This is a genomic window from Brevibacterium sanguinis, assembly GCF_003315415.1.
GTDB classification, from domain to species: Bacteria; Actinomycetota; Actinomycetes; order Actinomycetales; family Brevibacteriaceae; genus Brevibacterium; species Brevibacterium celere_A.
In genome coordinates, this window is sequence record NZ_QNSB01000005.1 from 1 (window position 1) to 17193 (window position 17193).

The window sequence follows — 17193 nt, forward strand, 5'->3', positions numbered from 1 at the left end:
TGCCGGGTCTGTCAATGATGTCGCGACTCATCGGTCAATGATCACGGAGAAAAGTCCTTGTCGGGGCTGTCAACGATGTACTGACTCTGGACACCGTCATCCCCTCCACGTGACCGATCGGCTCCAGTTCTCCTCGCGAGAGCTGGAGCTTTTCGCTGTCGTCCTGCGGGTCGGCGGCCGCCGGCTGCCCGCTGATCGACTCACCCGCGCACGCGCCCAATCCTCCCGAGTGCGGGCCGATTTCGTATTTTCGCCGTGCGTTCGCGTAGGATTGGAGACTGCGTTCGGTGGCACGATGCCTGATCCGGCAACGCCGCCTCCCTTCCTGCAGGTCACGTCGTGGCCGCCCAAGCATGACTGTCGAAATTGAAAGGTCACACTGTGAAGAGCTCCGTCGAGCACCTCGACCCGACCCGGGTCAAGATCAGCGTGGAAGTCCCTTACGCCGAACTCAAGCCGAGTGTCGACGAGGCGTACAGGACCATCGGCGGACAGGTCACTGTTCCTGGATTCCGCAAGGGCAAGGTCCCGGCCCGCATCATCGATCAGCGCATCGGCCGCCCCGCCGTGATCCAGGAGGCCGTCAACAACGGCCTCGACGGCTTCTACCGCCAGGCGGTCGAGGAGAACGAGATCAACCCGCTGGGCCAGCCCGAGGTCGAGATCTCCGAGGTTCCCGGTCTCGACGGCACCGAGGACGGTGACCTGGGCTTCACCGTCGAGGTTGACGTCCGCCCGACCGTCGAACTGCCCGCCTACGACACCATCTCCGTCGAGGTCGACCCCATCGAGGTCACCGACGAGGACGTCGAGAACGAGCTCGAGCAGCTGCGCTCGCGCTTCGGCACCCTCACCGCGGTGGACCGTCCTGCCGCGAAGGACGACTTCGTCACCCTCGATCTCGTCGCCCACATCGGCGAGGAGGAGATCGACACGGCCTCCGACATCTCCTACCAGGTGGGCGCCGGCACGATGCTCGAGGGCATGGACGAGGCCCTCGACGGCCTCTCCGCCGGGGAGACCACGACCTTCGAGACCACCTTCGCCGGCGGCGAGCACGCCGGCGAGTCCGGCACCGTGACGATCACCGTCAAGGCGGTCAAGGAGCGCGAGCTTCCTGCCGCCGACGACGATTTCGCCCAGCTGGCCAGCGAGTTCGACACGATCGACGAGCTGCGCGCTGATCTGCGCGAGCAGGCCGCCAAGCAGAAGGAGTTCGCTCAGGGCGCCGAGGCGCGCGACAAGGTCCTCGAGGTCCTCCTCGAGACCCTCGACGTGCCGGTCCCGGCCAAGATCGTCTCCGACGAGGTCGAGCGTCACCTCGAGTCCGAAAACCGCACGGACGACGACGAGCACCGCCAGGAGGTCACCGAGGAGACCGAGCGCAATCTGCGCACGCAGTTCATCCTCGATGCGATCGCCGAGGCCGAGCAGGTCGAGGTGACCCAGCCCGAGCTCATCGAGTACCTCATCTCCGCCTCGCAGCAGTACGGGATGAACCCCAACGAGTTCGCCCAGATGCTCGACAGCTCGGGTCAGGTCAACGCCCTGGTCGGCGAGGTCTCGCGCCGCAAGGCCCTGGCCGCCGTCCTCGCCCAGGCCGTCGTCAAGGACACCGAGGGCAACGTCATCGACATGGAGGAGTTCACCTCTCCCGGTGACGCCGCCGAGCAGGCCGACGCCGAGCAGGCCGACGCCGCCGAGGCTGCCGACACTGCCGAGGCCGACGCCGACTCCGACGACACCGTCGAGGTCGACGAGAAGAAGTGACTCCCCGTCGCCTCGGCGACCGACGAACGGTGGGTACGGAATCATTCCGTGCCCACCGTTCGCGCACCCGGCCTCCCACTCTCCGACGCCGATCACGCTGACGGCGAACACGGGCGCTGTCGCGGACTAAAACCCCCAGGCGAGCGGTTAGAGTCCATATCAAGCCACCCAACCAACAGGAGTGAAACGTGAGCGCACATGAAATGACAGCCCCAGTCGGCCTCGATTCCGGTGCGGGAATGGGTCTTGACGACCACATCTTCAACCGCCTGCTCAAAGAGCGCATCATCTGGCTGGGCTCGGAAGTGCGTGACTCCAACGCCAACGCGATCTGCGCCCAGATGATGCTGCTGGCGGCAGAGGACCCGGACAAGGACATCTGGCTCTACATCAACTCGCCGGGTGGATCGGTCACGGCCGGAATGGCGATCTACGACACGATGCAGTACATCAAGCCCGATGTCGCCACCGTGGCGATGGGCATGGCCGCGTCGATGGGCCAGTTCCTGCTCTCCTCCGGGGCCAAGGGCAAGCGCTACGCGACTCCGCATGCTCGCATCCTCATGCACCAGCCCCTCGGCGGGATCGGCGGCACCGCCACGGACATCAAGATCCAGGCCGAGCTCATCCTGCACATGAAGAAGCAGATGGCCGAGCTCACGGCCGAGCAGACGGGCAAGTCCCTCGAACAGATCCTCAAGGACAACGACCGCGACCACTGGTTCACCGCCGAGGAAGCGCTCGAGTACGGCTTCATCGACAAGATGGTGACCCGTTCGTCCGACGTCAACGACAACTGAGTGCGAGCGAAGGAAGAATGAACAGTATGAACTTTATGCCAGGGTCGACCGCCGGTCAGATGCCGCAGTCTCGCTACGTGATGCCGCAGTTCGAAGAGCGCACCCCGTACGGCTTCAAGCGCCAGGACCCCTACACGAAGCTGTTCGAGGATCGCGTGATCTTCCTCGGCGTGCAGGTCGACGACACGAGTGCCGACGACGTCATGGCCCAGCTGCTCGTGCTCGAGTCGCAGGACCCCGACCGTGACATCACGCTCTACATCAACTCGCCCGGCGGCTCCTTCACGGCGCTGACCGCGATCTACGACACGATGCAGTACATCAAGCCCGAGATCCAGACCGTGTGCCTGGGCCAGGCCGCATCCGCGGCAGCGGTCCTGCTCGCCGCCGGCGCCCCGGGCAAGCGCCTGGCCCTGCCGAACGCGCGAGTGCTCATCCACCAGCCCGCGATGCAGGGTCAGGGCCAGGGGCAGGCCTCGGACATCGAGATCCAGGCCGCCGAGGTCCTGCGCATGCGACAGTGGCTGGAGAACACCCTGTCGAAGCACTCGAACAAGTCTCCCGAGCAGGTCAACAACGACATCGAACGGGATCTGTTCCTCACCGCCGAGCAGGCGAAGGACTACGGACTCGTCGACCAGGTGCTCACCTCCCGCAAGGGAGTCTGAGTCCCCGAGCGGGTCCGGACGGCCGGTGGCTGTCCGGACCCGCTCTGTGTCGCTCGCCCGCGGCCGGCGACACACCGTATGACCTTCCGCTGCGGCAGTGTCAGGGTCGTGTGGGAAGCTATTGAGGTAGAGGAAAAACGAGCGGTAGAGTTGGGGATGATCGCCCTGGCGAAAGGTTGTGACAGTGGCTCGCAGTTCGGACGGAGCAGACCTGCTCAAATGCAACTTCTGTGGGAAGTCCCAGAAGCAGGTGCGGAAGCTCATCGCCGGTCCCGGAGTGTACATCTGCGATGAGTGCATCGGGCTGTGCAACGAGATCATCGAAGAGGAGCTCACCGAGTCCACGAGCGATCACGCCGAGCTCGAGCTCCCCAAGCCCAGAGAGATCTTCGACTTCCTCCAGGAGTACGTCGTCGGGCAGGAGCCCGCGAAGAGGGCCCTGTCGGTCGCGGTCTACAACCACTACAAGCGCATTCGCGCCCTGACCGGCGCCGAGGACACGAAGACGCTGGGCGCGGTCGAGGGCGACGTCGAGATCTCCAAGTCGAACATCCTCCTCGTCGGACCCACCGGCTCGGGGAAGACCTACCTCGCCCAGACCCTGGCCAAGAGGCTGAATGTGCCGTTCGCGGTCGCCGACGCCACGGCCCTGACGGAGGCCGGCTACGTCGGCGAAGACGTCGAGAACATCCTCCTCAAGCTCATCCAGGCCGCGGACTTCGACATCGCCCGGGCCGAGCACGGGATCATCTACATCGACGAGATCGACAAGATCGCCCGCAAGTCCGAGAACCCGTCGATCACCCGCGACGTCTCCGGTGAGGGAGTGCAGCAGGCGCTGCTGAAGATCCTCGAGGGAACCCAGGCCTCGGTGCCGCCGCAGGGCGGACGCAAGCACCCGCACCAGGACTTCCTCCAGATCGACACGACGAACGTGCTCTTCATCGTCGCCGGGGCGTTCGCCGGGATGGAGGAGATCGTCGCCGGACGCAAGGGCAAGCACGGCATCGGCTTCGGCGCGCTCCTCCAGTCGAAGAACGACGACGAGGACCTCTACGCCGACATCCTGCCCGAGGACCTGCTCAAGTTCGGGCTGATCCCCGAATTCATCGGCCGGCTCCCCGTGCTCGCGACCGTCTCGAACCTCGACCGGGCCGCGCTCATGTCGATCCTCACCGAGCCCAAGAACGCGCTGGTCAAGCAGTACCAGCGGATGTTCGAGTTCGACAACGTCGAGCTGCGGTTCGAGACCGACGCCCTCGAGGCGATCGCCGACCTCGCCCTGCTGCGCGGAACCGGTGCCCGCGGACTGCGCTCCATCATGGAGGAGGTCCTCCAGCCCGTCATGTTCGACGTGCCCTCCCGCGAGGACGTCGCCGAGGTGGTCGTGACCAAGGACGTCGTCGAGAGCAATGTCGCCCCCACCCTCATTCCCCGCACCCAGGCCCGGACGACCAAGAAGTCGGCGTGAGGCCTCGAACCGCATGAGGTGAGCGTCGCCGTGACCCGTCAATCCCTGCGTCTGTGAGGCTCTTCGCCGACACCAGGCCCCTGAGATACCCCGACTACCGGAGGCTGTGGACGGCCAACATCGTCACTGTGCTCGGAGCGCAGATGACCGTGGTCGCGATTCCCGCCCAGATCTTCCACATCACCGGGTCCTCGGGGTACGTCGGACTCAGCGGCATCTTCGGCCTGGTGCCTCTCATCGTCTTCGGCCTCTGGGGCGGTTCTCTCGCCGACGTCATCGATCGTCGGAAGCTGCTCATCGCCTCGACGCTCGGGCTCATCCTCTCCAGTGTGGCCCTTGCCGTCCTCGCTCTCGTCGGCACGGACAACGTCTGGCTCCTGCTCTCCGTCTTCGCCGTGCAGCAGGCGTTCTTCGGCCTCAACCAGCCGGCGCGCGGTGCCCTGCTGCCGACTATCGTGCCGCTGAGCCTGCTGCCGGCCGCGAACTCGCTCAACATGACGGTCGCGACCCTCGGCGCGGTCGCGGGACCGGTCATCGGCGGGGCACTTATTCCCGTCTTCGGCTACCAGCTGCTCTACTGCCTCGACGCGCTGTTCCTCGGGACCACGCTCTACGCCGTGCTCAGGCTTCCCTCCCTCGAGCCCGAGAAGCAGCCGCACACGCGGTCGGGCCTGCGCGGAGTCGTCGACGGGTTCCGCTACCTGGGAACGAACGTCGTCGTCATGGTCTCTCTCCTCGTCGACGTCATCGCCATGGTGTTCGGGATGCCGCGGGCGCTGTTCCCCCAGATCGCCACGGAGACGTTCGGGGGCCCGCCCGAGGGAGGCCTCGTGTTCTCCCTGCTCTTCGCCGCCCTCGCCGCCGGCAGCGCGATCGCAGGGGTCTTCTCCGGCTGGGTCTCCCGGGTCGAGCGCCAGGGACTTGCCGTCATCGTCGCGATCATCGTGTGGGGTGGTGCGATGACGCTGTTCGGTCTCTCGCTCGAATTCGCCGCGGGCTTCTGGACGCTGGCGCTGTGCACCGCGCTGTTCGGACTCGCACTCGGCGGGGGAGCCGACATCATCTCGGCGGCGTTCCGCTCGACGATGCTCCAGGAGGCGGCGACCGACGACATGCGGGGGCGGATGCAGGGCGTCTTCATCGTCGTCGTGGCCGGCGGTCCGCGCATCGCCGACGTCCTCCATGGAGCCGCCGCTGAGGTGACTTCGACGACCGTCGCCACCGCGGGCGGCGGCCTCCTCGTCATCGTGCTCGTCCTCGCCTGTGCGCTGGCCTTCCCCGCGTTCCGGCGATACCGCGTCAATCGCGGGTGAGGAGGGACGCGCCGGCTGAGGAGAGTCGCCGGTCGCACGCCTCAGACGTCGAAGAGGTCGAGCAGACCGCCGTCGGACCCGCCGCCCGATGACGAGTCCGCGGCGTCCGTCCTTCAGGCCGGGGCGGTGACGACCGTGTTCTCCGCGGGCTGGACGACGACGAAGCCGGGGCCGTGGAACGCCAGCTGCACCGATTCGCCGGAACCGCGACCGAAGAACGTTCCCACGCTGACATCGGTCTTGATCTGCGGCGCCAGCGCCGACGACCAGCACACGGCCGACTGGGGATCGACGAACGTCGGCTGCTGCGAGCAGTCGAGGACCATCGGCTCGCCCTTGCAGCAGATGGCCGCGGTGCCGACCCCGCTGAGCTCGAGGTTGAACAGTCCCGAGCCGCTGACCATGGCACCGACACCGCCCTTGATGCGCTTGATCTCCCACGCCAGGGCGTCGTCGAAGGCGAGGAGGTTCGCGGTGTTCACGGTCAGGGCGTCCTGGGGCCCCTCCATGGCCATCATGAAGATGTCCGAGGCCTCGCGGGCGAAGAAGACCTCGCCGTGGCCCTCGACGCGCATGACGTTGCCGCCCTCACCCGTCGCCGCCTTCTTCATGAACTGCCCGACCGACTTCGACCCCTGATGGGAGAAGCGCACGTCGCCCTGATAGGCGACCATGGCGCCCTTGGTGGCGATCATCGGTGCGTTGGGGGTGATCACCGTCCGCAGCATCTTCTTCGACTGCAGCGTCCAGCGCTCCTGGTTCTGGACCTCTGCGTTGCGCTGCGAAAAGAGCTCACTTCTCATGACTCAAAGCCTTTCTGACGTGGAGGACGGGCCCTCTGCCTCATCCTCACCGAACCCATGTAACCACGGATCGGCGGGCGAGCAGCGCAGAAACCTGTGCTGAACCTGAAACATGTCCGGGCCGAGTGCCCGGAGAACCGGATGCCCCACCGACACGACACGGGCCCGGGAAGCTCCCGGGCCCGTGTCGTGATCAGCGAATCGCCGTCGGCGCTCAGTCGGCGAAGGCGATACCGGAGACCGAGATCTCCCCGTCGGACTCCTCGGTGAGGAGAGTCTGCACCCGGCCTGCGGCGACGAGGTCGCCCTTGGCCGAGTCGAGGGCCGAGATGACCCGGGCGGGGGCCGCGACCGTCACACTGCGCACGGGCGTCTTCTGCGAGACCTTGGCCTCGGACTTCGCCCGCCGGATCTCACTGAGCACCGAGGCGACGTCGGAGAGCAGCTGACCGGACACCGCGGTGTCCGGGTTGACGATCTGCTCGCGGCCGGGCCACTGGCTGCGGTGGACCGAGCCGGTCCTCCACCACGACCACACCTCCTCGGTGACGAAGGGCATGAACGGTGCGAACAGACGCAGCAGCACGTCGAGTGCGGTGGCGAGGGTGACGTGGGCCGAGATCCGGTCCTCGTCGCCGGCGCCGCCGTAGGACCTGTCCTTGACGAGCTCGACGTAGTCGTCGGTGAACTCCCAGAAGAAGCTCTCGGCCTCGCGCAGCGCATGCGCGTAGTCGTACACGGCCATGTGGTCGGAGGCGCTGGAGACGACCTCGGCGAGCTTGACGAGCAGCGCCTTGTCGAGCTCGTGGGTGACCGATCCCACGTGACCGACGAGCCCCGCGTGCACGCCCTGGGCGAGTGCGAACTTCGAGGCGTTGAGCAGCTTCATCGCCAGGCGGCGCCCGATCTGCATCTGCGTGACGTCGTAGGCGGTGTCCGCGCCGAGCTTGGCGCTGGCCGCCCAGTATCGCACGGCGTCGGGGCCGTACCCGGGCTTCGCCTCGGCGAGGATGTCGGAGGGCACGACGACGTTGCCCTTCGACTTCGACATCTTCTTCCGGTCGGGGTCGAGGATCCAGCCGGAGAGCCCGGCGTGCTTCCACGGAGCGGCCTGATTCAGCGAGTTGGCCCGCACGACGGTGGAGAAGAGCCAGGTGCGGATGATGTCGTGGCCCTGCGGTCGCAGGTCGAAGGGGAACACCTTCGAGAAGAAGTCCTCGTCACGGCTCCACCCGCCGAGCAGCTGGGGGGTCAGCGACGACGTCGCCCACGTGTCGAGGACGTCGGGGTCGGCGGTGAACCCGCCGGGGACGTCACGCTGGTCGGCGGTGTAGCCGGCCGGCACCTCGGCGACGGGATCGACGGGCAGGGACTCGGGAACGATCGGGTTCTCGTAGTCCGGCCGGCCCTCCTCGTCGAGGCGGTACCACAGGGGGATCGGCACGCCGAAGTAGCGCTGGCGGGAGACGAGCCAGTCGCCGTTGAGGTTCTCGACCCAGTTCTCGTAGCGGGAGCGCATGAACGCCGGGTGCCAGTCGATCTCACGGCCGCGGGCGATGAGCTCGTCGCGCAGCTCGGCCGACCGTCCGCCGTTGCGGATGTACCACTGTCGGGAGGTGACGACCTCGAGCGGCTTGTCGCCCTTCTCGTAGAAGGGCACCGGGTGGGTGATCGTCTCGATCTCCCCGACGAGGTCGCCCGACTCCTTGAGCATCTCGGCGATGTCCTTGCGCGCGGTGAACGTCGTCTTCCCGGCGAGCTTCTCGTAGTTGGCCCGGGCATCGGGCTTCGGCGAGTCCGCGATCCAGTCGGGGACCTCGAGGCTCAGCCGACCCGCCCGGTTGACGACGGCGCGGGTCGGCAGCTCGAGCTCGCGCCACCATGTGACGTCGGTGAGGTCGCCGAAGGTGCAGACCATGGCGATGCCGGTGCCCTTGTCCGATTTCGCCAGCTCGTGGGCCCGGACCTCGACGGCGACGCCGAACAGGGGGGACACGACGCGGGTGCCGAAGTAGGGCTGGTAGCGCTCGTCGTCGGGATGGGCGACCAGCGCCACGACGGCCGGGATGAGCTCGGGCCGGGAGGTGACGATGACGATCGGCTCGGCATCGGGATCGGCGAGGCCGTCGGCGCCCTCCGGGTGGAACTTCACCCGATGATAGGCGCCCTCCTTCTCCCGGTCCTCGAGCTCGGCCTGCGCGACGGCGGTGCCGAAGGTCACGTCCCACATCGTCGGAGCGTCCTGGGAGTAGGCGTGGCCGCCGGCGAGGTCGGTGAGGAACGCCCGCTGGCTCACGGCCCGCGACGTCTCGTCGATCGTGCGGTAGGTGTAGGACCAGTCGACGGAGAGGCCGGTCGAGCGGAACAGGTCCTCGAACACCTGCTCGTCCTCGGCGGAGAGGCGCTCGCACAGTTCGATGAAGTTCTGGCGGGAGACCTTGACGAAATCGCGGGAGTTCTTCGCCGGTTTCGCCGGGGGCTCGAAGTCGGGATCGTAGGCCTGTGAGGGGTCACAGGTCACGCCGTAGTAGTTCTGCACCCGCCGTTCGGTGGGCAGGCCGTTGTCGTCCCAGCCCAGCGGGTAGAACACGTTCTTGCCGAGCATCCGCTGGTAACGGGCGATGATGTCGGTCTGCGTGTAGGAGAAGACGTGACCGACGTGCAGGGACCCCGAGGCGGTCGGCGGAGGCGTGTCGATCGAATAGACCTGCTCGCGATCGGTGTCGACGTCGAAGGAGTAGACCCCGGATTCGGACCAGGCGGCATCCCACTTGTCCCGAAGGCCTTCCAGAGCCGGTCTGTCCGGCAGGTTCACTGACTCGTGCGGCGAGTCCGAATAGGCAGGTGAGTTCATAACTGTTGATCTTCTCACCCCGTCTGGCTGTCGCCAAACCGTGCCGGGGCTCCTGGTCGCGTGAGAAGATCGGAGCATGTCGCCACTGGACAGGATCCGATCGGAGAACTTGCCGCCCACGTCGACCGCCTGGATGAATCCGGCACGGTCCTTCGCGATCATCGCAGTCGTCGCCATCCATTCCCTCGGCACGGTCGTCGAGCAGAGGTTCGCCTCGATGGGACCCGACTGGTGGGTCGCCAACGCCGTCGATTCGGCATGCCGGTGGTCGGTGCCGGTGTTCATCATGATCTCCGGCGCCCTGGCCATGGACCCCGAGCGCGGCAACGTGCCACGGAAGTTCCTCAGCAAGCGCGTGTGGCGCATCGGCATCCCGCTCGTGTTCTGGACGGTCGTCTACGTCGCCTTCCGCCGGTACTACCTGCTGCCTCCCGACAGCGACTGGGACCCCTTCGCCGCGATCCTCACCGGGTCCCCGTTCGTCCAGCTCTACTTCCTCTACGTCCTCGCCGGTCTCACCCTGCTCACCCCGTTCTTCCGGCTCCTCAGCGTCCACGGCTCCCGCCGCCTGCAGTGGGGGACAGGGCTGATCTTCCTCGGCATCGGCATGCTCGACCAGTGGGTGAGCATGGTCGCCGAGGTGGGGGAGGCCAACATCGCCACCCGCTTCCTGCCGATGGCCGGGTTCTACATCCTCGGCTGGGTGCTCCGCGACGTCGTCATCTCCACCCGCGGTGCGGCGCTCGCCTGGTGCGCCCTCATCGGGTCCATCGTCCTGACGGCGCTGTGGGCCGGCTTCGGGCCGGGGGAGAAGCCGTGGCTGTTCCCCTACGAGTACCTGGCGCCGGGAGTGGTCGTCATGTCGCTGTCGGCCTACCTGCTCCTCCACCACCACATGCGCCACGGCTTCACGCTGCTCCACATCCTCTACCCGTTCTCCTTCGGGGTGTTCCTCCTCCACCCGCTCATCCTCTACCCCCTGCGCAACGCCATCGGGCTGCCGGATACGGTGCCCGGAGTCCTCATGCACGCATTCGTCATGCCGTTCGTCTACACCGTCATCTGCGTCGCGATCACGTGGCTGGCGGTGAAGATCCCCGGGGTGCGGGCGGTGTTCGGCGAGGGCGGCCCGCGCAATCCCCACACCCGCGGCGAGCCGCGGCCCGCGCCGCGCCGGCCCACCGGCTGAGCCCGGTCTGCAGGCGGCGGAGGGAAAACGTACACTGACCGTGATCAGGAACGATCCGCACTCTCAAGGGGGACGATGATGGAAGCACTGAGAGCAGTTGTCACCGGAGCCAGCTCGGGAATCGGCGCGGCCACCGTGCGCCGGCTGCGCGAACTCGGATGGGATGTCGTGGCGGTGGCCCGCCGCGAGGACAAGCTGAAGGCGCTCGCCGAGGAGACGGGGGCGAGCTGGTTCGCCGCCGACCTCACCGATGACGACGCCGTGGCGGCGCTGGCCGCCGAGGTGCTCGCCTCCGGACCCGTCCACTCGCTCGTCGCGAACGCGGGCGCGGCCTTCGGCACCGATTCCGTCGCCGAGGCGTCCGTCGAGGGGTGGCGCGACATGTACGACATCAACGTCCTCGGGGTCCTGCGGGTCGTCAAGGCGTTCCTGCCGGCGCTCATCGAGTCTGGTCGAGGTGACATCGTCGTCATGTCCTCGACCGCCGGCCACCAGGCCTATGAGGGCGGAGGCGGGTACGTCGCCGCCAAGCACGGCACCCACTCGATCGCGGCGACCCTGCGCCTCGAGCTCTGCGGCGAACCGGTCCGCGTCATCGAGATCGCTCCCGGCATGGTCGCCACCGAGGAGTTCACACGCAAGCGGGTGGGCAGCCAGGAGCTCGCCGACAAGGTCTACGAAGGGGTGGAGAACCCGCTGACGGCCGACGACGTCGCCGATGCCGTCGTCTACACCCTGACCCGCCCGCACCACTTCAACGTCGACTTCATGGTCATCAGGCCCATCGCCCAGGCCGCCCAGCACAAGGTGGCCCGCCACCAGGGGCTGTGAGCCGCCCGCGCCGCGAGTGCGCCGGTCCGCCGAGAGCGCACTGACCGGACGACGGCACACCGATCCGCCGAGGGCACACCTCGCGCCCGAGCTGCACCCTCGGCGCATTGGTGCACTCTCGGCGAAGGCGGTAGAATCGAGCATGCGATGATCCGGCCATCACCGGGGAGCATCCGGAAGAACAGTGCCCACATTCCCTCCTCCACCTCGGCGACAAGGAACCCCCACCTCGGCGAGGTGGGACGATGGGGACGAGCAGCGGGCACTCAGTAGAACCGGACGGGTGGACCCGTCATCGTCCGTCAATGAGCGATCCGCTCGCCGACCCTCCCCACCGGGAGGCCGGTGCGGATAAGCGAGGTGGTACCGCGGCGTCAGTCGTCCTCGCGACAGTGACCGCTGCGAACCCGAAGGACGCTCATGACGCAACCGATGTACCCCAAGGCCTCGACCTCAGCCTTCGGCCTCAGTGCCTCGCCGAACTTCCCGGCGATCGAGGAGGCCGTGCTCGAGTACTGGAAGCAGGACGGCACCTTCCAGGCCTCGGTCGATCAGCGCGATGCGGGCGAGAACGGCGCCAACGAGTTCGTCTTCTACGACGGCCCTCCCTTCGCCAACGGCCTGCCCCACTACGGCCATCTGCTCACCGGCTACGTCAAGGACGTCGTCCCCCGCTTCCAGACCATGCGCGGGAAGAAGGTCGACCGTCGTTTCGGCTGGGACACCCACGGCCTGCCCGCCGAGCTCGAGGCCGAACGCCAGCTGGGGATCACGGACAAGTCCGAGATCGGGCGCATGGGGCTCGCCGCCTTCAACGACGCCTGCCGCTCCTCGGTGCTCAAGTACACGAAGGAGTGGGAGGAGTACGTCACCAGGCAGGGCCGCTGGGTCGACTTCGACAACGACTACAAGACGCTCAACGTCGAGTACATGGAGAGCGTCATCTGGGCGTTCAAACAGCTGTGGGACAAGGGCCTCGTCTACGAGGGCTACCGCGTCCTGCCCTACTGCTGGAAGGACCAGACCCCGCTGTCGAGCCATGAGCTGCGCATGGACGACGACGTCTACAAGTCCCGTCAGGACCCGGCCGTGACCATCGGGTACAAGCTGAGGGACTCCGACGAATGGGTCCTCATCTGGACCACGACGCCGTGGACCGTGCCCTCGAACCAGGCCGTCGCCGTCAACCCCGACATCACCCTGGCCGCCGTCGTCCCGGGTCCCGACGGATCCGCCCAGCTGCAGGGCAAGACCCTCATCCTCGCCGAGGCACGCCTGTCCGCCTACGCCCGTGAGCTGGGGGAGAATCCCGAGGTGCTGCGCACCTTCCCGTCCTCCGAGCTGCTCGGCCGCGCCTACGAACCGCCGTTCCCCTACTACGAGGGCCGGCAGGACGAGTTCGGCGACGCCATGCACACGATCCTCGAGGCCCGGTTCGTCACCACCGAGGAAGGCACCGGCATCGTCCACCAGTCGCCGGCCTTCGGTGAGGAGGACAAGGAGCTCACCGACGCCTACGGCATCACCGCGGCCCGTCCCGTCGACGACGCCGGCTGCTTCGACGGAGGCGTTCCCGACTACCAGGGCCAGCAGGTCTTCGACGCCAACAAGGCGATCATCAGGGACCTGCGCGACCACACCGGTCCGCTGGCCGGCCGCAGCGCCCTGCTCGTCCGCCACGAATCCTACGAGCACTCCTACCCGCACTGCTGGCGCTGCCGCAACCCGCTGATCTACCGCGCCGTGTCCTCCTGGTTCGTCCGCGTCACCGAGTTCAAGGACCGGATGATCGAGCTCAACGAGCAGATCAACTGGGTGCCCGAGAACGTCAAGCACGGCCAGTTCGGCAAATGGCTCGAGAACGCCCGGGACTGGTCGATCTCGCGCAACCGATTCTGGGGCTCACCGATCCCCGTGTGGGTCTCCGACGATCCCACCTACCCGCGCACCGACGTCTACGGCTCGCTCGCCGAGATCGAGGCCGACTTCGGACGGCTCCCGGTCAACGACAGGGGAGAGGTCGACCTCCACCGTCCCTGGGTCGACGACCTCACCCGCCCCAACCCGGACGATCCCACGGGGAAGTCGACGATGCGCCGGATCCCGGAGATCTTCGACGTGTGGTTCGACTCCGGGTCGATGAGCTACGCCCAGGTCCACTATCCGTTCGAGAACTCGGAGTGGTTCGACAACCACTTCCCCGCCGACTTCATCGTCGAGTACGTCGGACAGACCCGCGGCTGGTTCTACCTGCTCCACGTCCTGGCCACCGCGATCTTCGACCGCCCTGCGTTCACGAACTGCATCTCCCACGGCATCGTGCTCGGCTCCGACGGGCAGAAGATGTCGAAGTCGCTGCGCAACTACCCCGACGTCAACGAGGTCTTCCACCGCGACGGCTCCGACGCGATGCGCTGGTTCCTCATGGCCTCGTCGATCCTGCGCGGAGGCAACCTCGTCGTCACCGAGCAGGGCATCCGCGACGGCGTCCGCCAGGTCGTGCTGCCCCTGTGGAACACGTGGCAGTTCTTCGCGACCTACGCCAACGCCGCGGACGGCGGCGAGGGCGGGAACCCGGGATACCGGGCACAGGCGCGCTACGACTCGACCCAGGTGCTCGACCGCTACCTGCTCGCGAAGACGCACGATCTCATCAGCAGCTTCGCCGAGGCGATGGAGGGCCTCGACATCTGGGCCGCCTGCGACCTCGTCCGCTCCCACCTCGACATGCTCACCAACTGGTACGTGCGCCGCTCGCGTCGCCGCTTCTGGGACGGCACCCCCGAGACCCACGAGTCCTTCGACGTGTTCCACACGTGCCTCGAGGCGTTCTGCCGCGTCGCGGCGCCGCTGCTGCCCTTCACGACCGAGGAGATCTACCGCGGCCTGACCGGGGAGCGCTCCGTCCACCTCGCCGACTACCCCGACGCCGACCTGTTCCCGGCCGACGCCGAGCTCGTCGAGGCGATGGACCTCACCCGCGACATCTGCTCGACCGCCTCGTCGGTGCGCAAGGCCAACCGGCTGCGCGTGCGCCTGCCGCTGAACAGGCTCATCGTCGCCGGCGACACGCCGCTTCCCGCCGAGTTCACCGACATCATCGCCGACGAGCTCAACGTCCGCGCGGTCGAGGTCCTCGACACCGCCGAGGCGGAGACCGCCGGGTTCTCGCTCTCGCAGAACCTCGTCGTCAACGCCCGGGCCGCCGGACCCCGACTGGGCAAGCAGGTGCAGCAGGTGATCCGGGCGGCGAAGTCCGGCGACTGGTCGATCGCCGCCGACGGCACCGTGACCAGCGGCGGGATCGCCCTCGTCGCCGGCGAGTACACCCTGGAGTCGGTCGCCGAGTCCGGCACCGAGGGGATGGAGCTCGCCCCCCTCGACTCGGGCTTCCTCGCGCTCGACACCCGCGTGACTCCCGAACTCGAGGCCGAGGGCGTGGCGCGTGACACCGTGCGCGCCATCCAGGGCATCCGCAAGCAGCTCGACCTGCACATCTCCGACCGCATCACCGTCGTCATCGAGGCGGACGCGGCAGTCACCTCGGCGCTCGAGGCGCACCGCGACCTCATCGCCGCCGAGACCCTGACGACGGAGCTCGGCTTCGCGCCGCTCGACGGCCGCGAGGGCGTCTTCGCCCCCGAGGAGCTGCCGGGCGGGACCCGGATCGCGGTGAGCCGGGCATGAGCGCCGACAGGGACACGGCCGGCCCGACCGACGAGGGCTCCGCGGCCGACCTCGCGCGGGTGTGGGCCGAACTGCTGGCGCGGGCGGGGGAGACCCAGGTCGAGGTCCGCCTCGACGCGACCCGCCGGGCCTGCGAGCTCCTCGGCGACATCCACCGGGCCGCCCCCGTGATCATGGTGACGGGGACGAACGGGAAGACGTCGACGGGGCGGATGATCGAGGCGATCGTCTCCGCCCATGACCTGCGGGTGGGCCTCTTCACGAGCCCGCACCTCCATTCGGTCACCGAGCGGGTGCGGGTCGACGCGGCGCCGATCGCCGCCGCGGACTTCGTGCGCATCCACGACGAGATCCGGCCCTACCTCGAGATCGTCGACGCCGAGCTCAGCGCCGCGGGCCGGAACCGGCTGACCTTCTTCGAGGCGCTGACCGTCCTCGCCTTCGCGGTGTTCGCCGACGCCCCCGTCGACGTCGTCGTCGCCGAGGTGGGGATGGGCGGGGAATGGGACTCGACGAACGTCGCCGACGCCGAGGTCTGCGTCTTCACCAGGGTCGGCCTCGATCATCAGAAGTTCCTCGGCGACACCCTCGCCGAGATCGCCGCGACCAAGGCGGGGATCCTCAACCGCAGCATCGCCGACACCCCGGCCCCCCACCCGGTCGCCGTCATCGGCGCTCAGGACGATGAGGCGCTCGAGGTCCTCGACGCCGAGACGGCTCGCCGCGGCGTGCCCGCGCTCGTCGAGGACCGGGCGTTCAGGCTCCTCGATCGGCAGCAGGCCGTCGACGGTCAGCTCATCAGCGTCCAGGGCATCCGCGACGTCTACTCGGATCTGTTCCTGCCCCTGCACGGGGTCCATCAGGCGCACAATGCGGCGGTGGCCCTCGTGGCCGCCGAGGCGTTCCTGTCCGATGACGACAAGCCGTTGGACCGTGACACCGTCGCCGAGGGGTTCAGCCATGTCACCTCGCCGGGACGCGCGGAGCTGGTCCGCACCGGCCCGGCGGTGCTCGTCGACGGAGCCCACAACCCCGACGCCGCGCACGTGCTCGCCGAGACCATCGCCGAGGCCTTCGACTTCGACTACACGGTGCTCGTCCTCGCGATGCTCGCCGACAAGGATGCCCACGGCGTCCTCGAGGCGCTCCACCGCAGCGCCGACGTCCTCGTCGTCAGCGAGGTCATCTCCGACCGTGCGCTGAGCGCACACGACCTCGCCGAGGCGGCCCGCGAATGGGTCGACGAGGACGACGTCATCGAGACCCCCGACCTCAACGCCGCCCTGATGAAGGCCATCGACCTGGCGAACGAGTCGGGGTCGTCGCGGCCGGGGATCGTCGTCACCGGTTCGCTGTACACCGTCGCCGAGGCCCGGGTGCTCCTGGGCAGGGAGAGCGCCGAATGAAGTCGAAGTACCCCGTCCTCTGCGGCTCGATCCTCATCTGCGAGCTCGTCGTCGTCTACTTCGCCGTGCTCACGGCCTACGGGCTCGAGGTCAAGGCCGCCGAGACCCTCGGCCTGGGGCAGCTGCTCATCGGCGCCTCGGCGGTCGCCGTTCTCGCCATCGCCGCGGTGGTCCTGCTGCCGCGACGGATCGGACAGCGACGACCCGGGGTCGTCCTCGGGTGGATCGTCCAGGTCCTGCTCCTGGCGTCGGGCTTCGTCGTCAGCGCGATGTTCTTCGTCGCGGCGATGTTCATCGCCCTGTGGGCCGTGGCCGTCTACTGGTCGGCACGCATCGACCGGGAGGTCGCGCAGCGCTCCTGAGGCGCCAGAGCCCCACCGAAATCACAACCGCAACCGAAA

The 17193-nt window shown here is 67.8% G+C and carries 12 protein-coding genes; 10 read left to right on the forward strand and 2 right to left on the reverse strand.

The window, feature by feature from the left end:
• Positions 1-381: 381 nt before the first annotated feature.
• From tig to DFO65_RS08100, 5 genes are all read left to right on the forward strand, one after another.
• Positions 382-1770, forward strand: coding sequence for a trigger factor (gene tig, locus DFO65_RS08080; protein ID WP_113903931.1), 1389 nt, complete (start codon positions 382-384; stop codon positions 1768-1770).
• Positions 1771-1973: 203 nt separating this feature from the next.
• Positions 1974-2570, forward strand: a complete 597-nt coding sequence (locus tag DFO65_RS08085) for an ATP-dependent Clp protease proteolytic subunit (RefSeq protein ID WP_113903932.1) — start codon at positions 1974-1976, stop codon at positions 2568-2570.
• A 26-nt stretch (positions 2571-2596) separates the two neighbouring features.
• On the forward strand, positions 2597-3238 hold the full coding sequence (locus DFO65_RS08090; RefSeq protein WP_113903933.1) for an ATP-dependent Clp protease proteolytic subunit: 642 nt from the start codon (positions 2597-2599) through the stop codon (positions 3236-3238).
• 184 nt (positions 3239-3422) lie between these two features.
• Positions 3423-4709, forward strand: a complete 1287-nt coding sequence (clpX, locus tag DFO65_RS08095; protein WP_113903934.1) for an ATP-dependent Clp protease ATP-binding subunit ClpX — start codon at positions 3423-3425, stop codon at positions 4707-4709.
• A 53-nt stretch (positions 4710-4762) separates the two neighbouring features.
• On the forward strand, positions 4763-6022 hold the full coding sequence (locus DFO65_RS08100) for an MFS transporter (protein ID WP_113903935.1): 1260 nt from the start codon (positions 4763-4765) through the stop codon (positions 6020-6022).
• Between the two features lie 113 nt (positions 6023-6135).
• Here the strand turns inward: DFO65_RS08100 and DFO65_RS08105 are convergent, their stop codons facing one another.
• Positions 6136-6825 (reverse strand): AIM24 family protein, encoded by a 690-nt coding sequence (locus tag DFO65_RS08105; RefSeq protein WP_113903936.1) that lies wholly within the window; start codon positions 6823-6825, stop codon positions 6136-6138.
• A gap of 214 nt (positions 6826-7039) precedes the next feature.
• The gene (gene valS, locus DFO65_RS08110; RefSeq protein ID WP_113903937.1) at positions 7040-9679 is read right to left on the reverse strand and encodes a valine--tRNA ligase; all 2640 of its coding nucleotides are present in this window, start codon (positions 9677-9679) and stop codon (positions 7040-7042) included.
• Between the two features lie 133 nt (positions 9680-9812).
• On the opposite strand from valS, the gene DFO65_RS08115 reads away from it, so the two are divergent.
• From DFO65_RS08115 to DFO65_RS08135, 5 genes are all read left to right on the forward strand, one after another.
• On the forward strand, positions 9813-10868 hold the full coding sequence (locus tag DFO65_RS08115) for an acyltransferase (RefSeq protein ID WP_245940552.1): 1056 nt from the start codon (positions 9813-9815) through the stop codon (positions 10866-10868).
• Between the two features lie 78 nt (positions 10869-10946).
• Positions 10947-11699: an SDR family oxidoreductase gene (locus tag DFO65_RS08120; protein ID WP_113903939.1), complete on the forward strand. Its 753-nt coding sequence runs from the start codon at positions 10947-10949 to the stop codon at positions 11697-11699.
• 420 nt (positions 11700-12119) lie between these two features.
• A complete protein-coding gene (gene ileS, locus DFO65_RS08125) occupies positions 12120-15386 on the forward strand; it encodes an isoleucine--tRNA ligase (protein WP_181778674.1) in 3267 nt (1088 codons plus the stop codon).
• Positions 15383-16792: a bifunctional folylpolyglutamate synthase/dihydrofolate synthase gene (locus DFO65_RS08130; RefSeq protein ID WP_113903940.1), complete on the forward strand. Its 1410-nt coding sequence runs from the start codon at positions 15383-15385 to the stop codon at positions 16790-16792. Before ileS ends, DFO65_RS08130 begins: the two co-directional genes overlap by 4 nt.
• The gene (locus DFO65_RS08135; RefSeq protein ID WP_113903941.1) at positions 16789-17154 is read left to right on the forward strand and encodes a DUF4233 domain-containing protein; all 366 of its coding nucleotides are present in this window, start codon (positions 16789-16791) and stop codon (positions 17152-17154) included. Before DFO65_RS08130 ends, DFO65_RS08135 begins: the two co-directional genes overlap by 4 nt.
• The last annotated feature ends 39 nt before the right edge of the window (positions 17155-17193 follow it).